The sequence below is a fragment of the Streptomyces lushanensis genome (assembly GCF_001700515.1).
Taxonomy (GTDB): domain Bacteria; phylum Actinomycetota; class Actinomycetes; order Streptomycetales; family Streptomycetaceae; genus Streptomyces; species Streptomyces lushanensis.
In genome coordinates this window covers 1-4,031 of sequence record NZ_MAUD01000489.1, presented here as the reverse complement: position 1 = coordinate 4,031, position 4,031 = coordinate 1, and the positions used below count along the sequence as shown (strand labels likewise).

Annotated in this window: 6 protein-coding genes; 5 read left to right on the top strand and 1 reads right to left on the bottom strand. The window is 69.3% G+C overall.

The window, feature by feature from the left end:
* Positions 1 to 297: 297 nt before the first annotated feature.
* The gene (locus BFF77_RS30275) at positions 298 to 678 is read right to left on the bottom strand and encodes a helix-turn-helix domain-containing protein (protein WP_066956384.1); all 381 of its coding nucleotides are present in this window, start codon (positions 676 to 678) and stop codon (positions 298 to 300) included.
* Positions 679 to 1,091: 413 nt separating this feature from the next.
* Here BFF77_RS30275 and BFF77_RS36370 point away from each other — a divergent pair, with 413 nt between their 5' ends.
* The 5 genes from BFF77_RS36370 to BFF77_RS30250 all read left to right on the top strand — a co-directional run bounded on the left by BFF77_RS36370 (position 1,092) and on the right by BFF77_RS30250 (position 3,936).
* Positions 1,092 to 1,589, top strand: coding sequence for a hypothetical protein (locus BFF77_RS36370; RefSeq protein WP_211280353.1), 498 nt, complete (start codon positions 1,092 to 1,094; stop codon positions 1,587 to 1,589).
* A complete protein-coding gene (locus tag BFF77_RS30265) occupies positions 1,586 to 2,146 on the top strand; it encodes a hypothetical protein (protein WP_066956378.1) in 561 nt (186 codons plus the stop codon). Before BFF77_RS36370 ends, BFF77_RS30265 begins: the two co-directional genes overlap by 4 nt.
* Entirely contained in the window at positions 2,143 to 2,334 is a 192-nt protein-coding gene (locus BFF77_RS30260) for a helix-turn-helix domain-containing protein (RefSeq protein ID WP_066956375.1), read from the top strand. The genes BFF77_RS30265 and BFF77_RS30260 overlap by 4 nt, the downstream gene beginning before the upstream one ends.
* 403 nt (positions 2,335 to 2,737) lie before the next feature.
* A complete protein-coding gene (locus tag BFF77_RS30255; RefSeq protein ID WP_066956372.1) occupies positions 2,738 to 3,139 on the top strand; it encodes a hypothetical protein in 402 nt (133 codons plus the stop codon).
* A 200-nt stretch (positions 3,140 to 3,339) separates the two neighbouring features.
* Positions 3,340 to 3,936: a phage tail tube protein gene (locus BFF77_RS30250; protein WP_066956368.1), complete on the top strand. Its 597-nt coding sequence runs from the start codon at positions 3,340 to 3,342 to the stop codon at positions 3,934 to 3,936.
* The last annotated feature ends 95 nt before the right edge of the window (positions 3,937 to 4,031 follow it).

Genomic DNA, 4,031 nt, shown 5'->3' with positions numbered 1-4,031 from the left:
GAACCACGCGAGCTGGTCGCGCTGGAGCTCGTCGTCGGTGAGGATACGGACACCCTCCGCGCCGGCCTGCCGGATCTTCTCGCCCAGTTCGATGAGCAGTCCGCCCACCGTGTACGCCACGGAATCCGGCGTACCGTCGGCCGGGCATTCCGCCTCGTCGCGCGATGAACGCGAATGCGAACGCGAACGCGGACGCAGATCCGGATCTGGATCCGGATCGCACGCGTATGGCTCTCCCCCCTCGTGCCCCATCTGCACACCCCCTTCACGGCTGTTCCGGACCCGCCTGGCGAAGCGTCACTCCCGGCTGTGTTCCTCCGGAAGGAACTGTCTCACCACCCTGACGAAGAGGTCCTGGAGTTCTGACGGCACCCCCAGCAGCCGCGCCGCCTCCGTCGGACTGAGTGACGCGACCGGACCCTTCGAGGTTTCATCGGCGCCGGCACCGGTCCCGGCGTCGAGCGGCAGATCGTCCGCCGACAACCGGCCGGACCGAATCAGCATGTCGCGCAACGGAACGGCCAGAACCGTCGCCAGTCGGCGCATGGTCTCCAGATCCGGCATGCTCTGCCGCTGCAACAGCCGGCTGACCGCCGCCCGGTGGACCCCCGCGTCGTCGGCGAGCTTGGACTTGCCGCCCCCACGCGGACTGTCGATGTCATAGCCGCGCCGGCGCATCAGGCTCTCTATCCAGCCGGCGAACTCCTCCAGGCCGTCGGCTCTGCCGCGGCCACTGTCGGCTCGATGGCCCTGTCCGTTGTAGGCGTTGGCCCACGAGCTGGCACCCATGTGGTGGCTCTCCCCTCGTCGCGAGGAGAGAGTACCGAGCGCGCGCGCATCTGCGGGCGTGCGTGCTCGCGCGCAGTTGTGAAGATCTGGCAAAGCGGATGCATGTGCGGCTGCTTCGGGCGTTGTTGACACCTCCCCGACGGGATCGACCTCGGAGCGTAGTCGCTTGCGCACGCGCTCGCACCATGTAACTCTGATCGCGCGTTCGCAACTGTCGAACGTATGTTCCCATATGTGGGAAGGGGTTGCACGTGCCGAATCAGCCGACCGCATCCGCCACCATCACAACCTGGCGTTTTCCCGTGGCATCGGGCGAACTGGACTGGCGTCTGGCCGCTGCCTGCGCCCATCTGCCGCAACACTCCGTATTCACCCGCATCCTCTCCGAGGCCGAGCCGGTATTGCGTGCCTGCAATCAGTGCCCGATCCGGCGGGAGTGCGAGGCCGTGGTCGATCCCGCGCACACCTGGTTCGACGGCGTGAGCGGGGGACGGTTGTGGCGTAACGGGCGGGAGGTCGTACGGCGAGAGGCCGTACCGCGGGAGGTCGCGTCCGGCGGCGTCCGTGTCCGTGGGAGTGAGCGCGATGGGTTCGAGGCGCTTGACGAGCTCGACGGGCCTGATGAACTCGACGGGCCTGACGGGCTCGACGCCGTACGGAACCAGGACCCGCACCGGGATCAGGGCTCGCACCGGAACCAGGACCCGCACCGGAATCAGGAACGGAGCCAGGACCGGCACCGGGGCGGCGTACCTGACGCCGTCCGGGACGCTCGCGCACCGCGGGAGGTGGCCCGATGAGCCACGAGTCCGCGGGCGCGGCCGTCTGGATCACCTCGCTCATCCGCCGGTTCCCGGACCTCGTCGACGAACTGGCTCCCGCCGCTCGCGGGGGGCTGCGGGAGCGCCGTGGAGGCGGGCCCGTCGGAGGTACGACGCTGCCCGTACGGCTGCATGTGTCCGACGCGGTACGGGACATCACCGACGGGGTGGTCGAACTGGAGGAGGCCGTGAGGGAGCGGCTCGGGCTATGGGCGATCGCGCCGGCACCCGTGCCGGTACGGCTGCGACGGATCGCCGGGCTGCTCGAACGGATCGCGGACGATCCCGTGCTCGCCGGTCATGTCGCGGACGAGACACGGCGGATGGCGGCGCGGTGCGCACGGGCGCTGGGCGACCCCGAGCAGATGGTCCGGCTGCCGGGGCGGTGCCCGAGGTGCGACTCCGTCTCGCTGCGGGCGTTTCCCGAGCGGGCCGAGGTGCGCTGCGTCAATCCCGTCTGCCGACATGTGCTGGAGGCGGAGATGGAGACGGGGGCTGAGACGGAGACGGAGATGGAGGCGGAGGTGGAGGCATGACGGACTCACCTCTGATCACCGTCGAGTTGGCCGCCGACGAGGCGGGGGTGTCGCCCGCGACGATCCGCAAGTGGGTGCAGCGGGGCCATCTGCGCCCGGCGGGCACGCAGGGGCGGCGCCGGCTGTACCGCTTGGAGGACGTGTTCGCGGCGGAGCGCACGACACACCGCGCGCACGGACGCCGCTGATCCTCCCGCGGGCCCGCGCCGAGGTGTACGTCCGCGCCGACCTGTACGTCGGCGGCCACGCGTACGTGGTGGATCTCCTCGTCCACCGCTGATCACCTTGCGTACGACGCAGAAGTCACAACCATCCGAGGTCAGGACCATCCGAGGTCAGGACCTTCCGAGCAAGGACCATCCGAGGTCACGAGGCCAGGGTCCCGTCGCGAACATCGCGGCGGGACCCTTTCGCGTACCCGCACAGTCCTCCGGCACAAGCCAGTTGCACGATCCGCCGGGCCGCGTCACACTCGAAGCAGCGGCAGAGCTGCGCCTACCCCCAGGGAGGCGACGGACCTGCCGCTTTGTGTTGCCCGGAATTCCCTGAGTTCCGGCCCCGCCTCTCGAACCTCCCCTAAGGAGCGTCCATGTGGCCATCCTGACCTTTCCCGACGCCGAGCAGCTCGTTGTCGACTTCCTCAAGAACCGGGCCGAGCTGACCGGTGTCACCGTCGACAGCCGCCCGCCCGCCGGGTTCGACGGCACGCAGAAGGCGGTCCTCGTCTCGCACATGGGCGGTGCCTGGGTCGACGACCAGCATCTCGACCAGCCGCTGCTCGACCTGGAGGCGTACGGCCCGGACAAGCCCACGGCGCACACCGTGGCACTGTCCGCCCGTGCCTGTGTGCTGGAGCTGACCGACACCGTCTACGGCGGCGCGGTCGTCGTGGACGTCTCCGAGGCCGACGGGCCGCGCTGGCTGCCCGACTACACGCGGTCCGCGGCGAACCGCTACCGGTCCACGATCCGGCTGCTGCTCCGGCTCGGCTGAGCCGTCCGTCCGGGGCGCGACCGGCTCGTACCCGCACTCGTACCTGTACTCGCACTCGCATCCGTACCTGTGCCCGTACCGCTGCTCATGCCGAGCCCGTACCCGTACTCGTACTCGTACCTGTGCGCGTACCTGTGCGCGTGCCGAGCCCGCGCCCGCCCCCGAGGCTTTCAACCCTTCCTCGTACACAAGGAGTTCGCATGGCTACGAACAACGGCAAGGAAATCCGCGTCGCCGGTACCGGCCGGGTCCTGGTGGCCCCCGCCGGCACCACCGCGCCGGCCAAGTCCGACGACGCCTGGCCGACCGGCTGGGTGGAGCTGGGTTACACCTCCGTCGACGGCATCAAGCTCAACAAGAAGGACAAGATCGACCCGGTCGACACCTGGCAGTCGGCGAGCCCGGGGCGCTTCATCTACTCCGACCGCGATCTGACGGTGAAGTTCCAGCTCCTCCAGATGAACAAGAGCACGCTCTCCTTCTTCATGGGCATCCCGGCGAGCAGCATCACGCAGACCTCGGTGGGCGGTACCGCCGTGGTGGACACGTACGAGTTCCTGATCCCGAGCACCCCGCTCAAGGACGAGCGGGCCCTGGGCATCGAGTTCACCGACGGCACGGACGCCGTGTACCGCTTCATCCTGCCGCGCGGGCAGGTCACCGAGACCGAGGAGATGGGCTTCACACGGACCGGGTCGGTGAAGCTGGGCGTCACCTTCACCGCGCTGGAGGCGGAGTCCGCCAACCGTGAGCTGGCCAAGTGGATCATGAGGGACAAGGCGTACGCCGCCGTGTGACCCTCCTGACCCTCCTGATCCGCCTTCTGTGACAGCCCGGTCGGGCTCGTCACCCGGGGTGGCGGGCTCCCCCACCCGCCACCCCGGGTGACGAG